Raw genomic sequence first — 4,308 nt, 5'->3', positions numbered from 1 at the left:
CCGGAATTTAAGTACTGCCAATTATGATGATACATTTGCAAACTTAGTGAGAAACGTGTTTCGCAACCGAGTAGTTGATCATATAAGTTCTCATGAGAACGAGTTTAGAGGTTTTGTTACAGGCAGTTTTGAGAATTATTTAGAAAACATGAGGAAACCCAATACTTGGGGAGGCGAGCATGAAATAAGAGCAATGAGCGAGATGCTTAGCGCAAGGATTAGTGTTTCTGGTGCAACTAGAAGTCAATATGACAACGGGAATATTCAAATACAGTTATTTCATGTTGGCGCACCAGGTAAACGAAATCATTATAACTTTGGTCTTGAGGGAGGTATTGTCGATAATGATGTAGAGCTTGCGAAAGGTTTAAAAAAAGTCATGGGTAAAGGAAAGCCACAAGATTTTGAATTAATACAGTTATTAATAGAGGAAGCAGGTAAAGAAGTCGGTATAAGCCGGCAAGATGAAGACTTTAAGTCTTTTGAACCGAGATTTCAGTCATTTGTGGATCAGATTCCATCTTATTTACACTCTGTAGGAAAAGCAGGATTTTTTACACACTTCTTCTTAGGGAGCTTTTCTACTTTGCTGGACACAGATCTTATTAATTGTATTCTACCTGCAGCATTCATTAACCTGCTTTTTAACTTTGAATTTTTTGTTAAACCACTATTTTGCTGTAAAGCGTCACCATACAAATCCTTGATACGCTCATTCTGAATATAACGTTCATATCCTTGATCTCTAATTACCTTATCAACTAAATATTTATAATCACCTTCAATATTTTTGTTTCCAATAAACTCTATTAGCTGAGCATTTTTCCTTTCATCTTGACTACTTTTAACATAAATTAGGAACTTTTCGCTATCAATTATAACCTTATCTATATTATTTTCATCTACCTTTCCTTTACTAAACTTTTCCACATCATCTTTTGAAAATAAACAAGGATTAATACTTCTTCTATTTCTACCACCTCGCTTTACACAACTATTTGGTTTAAATTTCTTCCTAGGTGGTTGCTGATCAATTTCTAAGGTAGAACTGTGAATTACATCAACAGAAATAAATCCTTCCTCGTTTGTTCTGCTTGTTAAAATAAGCTTATTCTGATCCTTAGATCCTTTATTAAAAACAACACCGATAAATTTCACCTCGTCATCATCTGTAAGTGTTTTATAGGTAACACCTTTTTTGTATTCTTCATTTATTTGATCATTTGCTTCCCTCAATAAAGCTTGAGCTCCTTTGCCCTGCCTTGATGTCTTAAGTTCCAACCCTATTGGAGTGTATTCCTCAGCATTTCCACTTTCGGCTGCAAACTTAATACCATGAACTAGCATGTCAATACGTTTTCCTCTACCAGTTTGAAACTCAGTTAAAACTAATGCCCTGGTTTCTGGTAATTCCTGTAATTTTAAGTCACTATAATAACTAAACGCTCCATGCAATACCCCCTGGAAATCATTTTCTTTACCAATAAGAGTTTTTAAAGGCCATATCCCTTCTCCAATTTTTTCTAACAATCTGTTATATTCGTTTACTGACGAAGACTGAGCATCTAGTGCTTTATCAAATGTTTCTTTTAGCTCATTAGGATAGGGAACTTCTTTGAAAGTACCTCGAAGTCTCTCAGCTCCGTTGTTGTACTCTTGTAAAGAATTGTATTTTTCAGCCCAAATAGTAAGATATCTTTTAAAATCTAACTTGTATTTAGTATCAAAATTAAGACCTAATTCAACTATTTCTCTACCTCCTATCTCTCTACCTAATCTATCAAGAGGAAGCGCTTTATTTAGTACATCCTTTCTGTTAGCTTCAACAATATTTATTACATAAACCAACTTCTCTGTATTTTCTGGAATAAGCACCATTGTTACAACTGCATGGCTTTTATTAAGACCTGTTGATAGTTCTTTTTTGGTTTGCTCACCTTTTGTACGTTGAGGTCTACCAGAATCGGGATGCACTTCGGTAGGTATATTGTCTCCATAGATAAAAATGTATTTTTTAAAACCAGTTTCTAAATCTTCAACTCTATTTAGCAATAGTGATTGCCCTAGTAAAAATCTACTAAAATAATGATTATCTCCCTTCTCCGGTGTACCAGGAAAGGTATGGTAAATACGTTCCAAATTATCTTTTACCTGTTCTTTTAATTTTATTGTTCCAATCCTTTTCGTATCCCAGTCATCAGCAGATTTTAGCATATCTTGAAAGAAAGGAACTATTCTTCCTTCACGACTTTTTGCTTCAATATTGGAGATAGGGGATGGATGATCAAGATTGACACCAACACATAAAATGTTATTTGCAGTAGTTAAAACTCGCTGAACATTTGGTTGGAAACCTTGTGCATATTTTTCTGCTTGTTCCAAAGCAGCAGCTGGCGTAGTTCTGCTATTTTCTTTTACCTCCTCACCCTTCCTTAACTTTTTTAACTCGTCAGGAGTAGCAGCTTTCAGCTCAATAATAATAGGAATGGAATCCAGCGCACGGTTAGGGCCACGTGCTAGTAAAACAATATCTGCATAACCCCTTCCTGCAAATTGCTCTGGATAAACTCTAAGATTATACCTATAGTGGAAATTCATGAAAACACCTACCATAAATCCATGATGTGCTGCTTCGCGCGCTCTACTAGCATAGATTAGTGAGTCTGCATATTCAGAGTGAGTTGTGTAAATCTTATCAAGAATTCTCCTTAAAGACGCTTTAACTGTTCGCTGATTGGAAATAGCTAGCTTCGCTATATCGACTTCGGGACCCCTCCATAACCCTTTTCTCACTTTTTTAAACTGAACTTCAGAATTATGTTCTATGTCCACTCCTTTATCTTTTACGTCAACAACTATTTTTCCCTGATCATTGATATTGTCTTTATTAATTTCTACAAGTTTAACTTTGATTTCACCTGGGTTATCCTCAACAAGAGAGTAATGCTCACCTAATACTTTCTTTAATTCACCTTGATCAAACTCTTGAGTATAAGAATGAGAACCACTTTCTGAGATAACAAATAATTTTACTTTATCAATCACATCTTTTTGACTTTTTATTTTACCATTTTTTATAATGGCCACCTTCAAAGTTTTTGCACCACCAAAGCGAAAATAAATCTCCTTGATACCTAATTTTTTGGCCATCGGAATCTACCGTCTTAAGCGTCAAGATAAAAACTATTGTTTTTTACCATGGCATTTAAACAAATAATGATTTTTCTCATGACAGCAACTAATGCAACTTTAGCGGCTTTGCCAGAAGCAACTAAGCGCTGATAAAGAGCTTTCATTTTCCTGTTATGACGCATTGCGACCACAGCAGACATGTATAATGCTTTTCGAGCATAAAACCTGCCACCTATGATTTGAGCTTTGCTTACCTTTCTTCCGCTTTCATTAGTTTTTGGTGCAACTCCAATTAGACAGGCTATTTCTTTATTATCTAATCTACCAAGCTCAGGTACTTCTATGAGTAGGATACTCGCAATTTTGCGTCCAATACCTTTATAGCTAGTTAGAAGTTTGCTTTTTTCCTTCAAACCAGGGTCAGAGTCTATTATGTCTTCTATGTCTTGCCTAACTTGCTCTAATTGTTTTTTGGCAAATTCTATCTGCTTTACTATATATTCTCTGGCTTTTCCTGTCACATTATGTAAACGACACATATTTGCGTGAACATCATCGCTTAGATTACGCTCAATTGCTCTTAGTTCTTTTAGTTCTTCTTGTTTTTGTGAAACTATACATTCTACTACCTCATCGTTTTTTGTGATAAATTCAGCATACTTTTCTAGCAATTTTGCATCTAATTTGTCTGTTTTTGCAAAATGGTTACAAGCTTTCGCAAACGCATATACCCGGTTTGGGTGAGCTCTATGCACAACTATACTATGTTCTTGTAACAATTTTACGACAAGTTTTTCATAACCGCCTGTTGATTCTACTACACATAATTCAACAAATACATTAACTATTTTTGACTTTATAAACTCAGATATAGCTTTTTCTGCATTTTCTATACGCTGATGTTTATTGTTGATTGAAATATCAAGTGTCTCTTTTGAAACATCAATACCCATAAAAACTGTTCTAGCCATTTTTGCACCTATAAATTATAATCAAATAACAATATAAATGATGTACAGGATTGTGATTCGATCTTTTAGATCCCCCTACCGTTCGTACTACATTTTTTAAGCAAGGAGTGTACTGAGATTCCTACGATTTCTATCAATCAATCCAATTGACAGTATCACTCCTTGCTCATTATAGCCTTGCGACTTTGATTTAATATACAATCCA

The 4,308-nt window shown here is 34.7% G+C and carries 2 protein-coding genes; one reads left to right on the top strand and one right to left on the bottom strand.

Translation table 11 applies throughout. The features are described 5' to 3' along the window. Positions 1-721 (top strand): OTU domain-containing protein (locus Wcon_RS10170; RefSeq protein WP_147269190.1); only part of this gene is annotated, 721 nt, incomplete at its 5' end. Positions 722-3,164: 2,443 nt separating this feature from the next. On the opposite strand, the gene Wcon_RS10165 is transcribed toward Wcon_RS10170, so the two are convergent. Next, positions 3,165-4,103 (bottom strand): IS110 family RNA-guided transposase, encoded by a 939-nt coding sequence (locus Wcon_RS10165; RefSeq protein WP_114516788.1) that lies wholly within the window; start codon positions 4,101-4,103, stop codon positions 3,165-3,167. Positions 4,104-4,308 lie beyond the last annotated feature (205 nt).

The sequence above is a fragment of the Wolbachia endosymbiont of Cylisticus convexus genome, from assembly GCF_003344345.1.
The sequence above is the reverse complement of the archived record's forward strand: the minus strand, read 5'-3'. Positions and strand labels throughout refer to the sequence as shown.

Excerpts from the sequence above, each read along its gene's own strand:
- Wcon_RS10165 (WP_114516788.1), bottom strand. The coding sequence starts at position 4,103 with ATGGCTAGAACAGTTTTTATGGGTATTGATGTTTCAAAAGAGACACTT.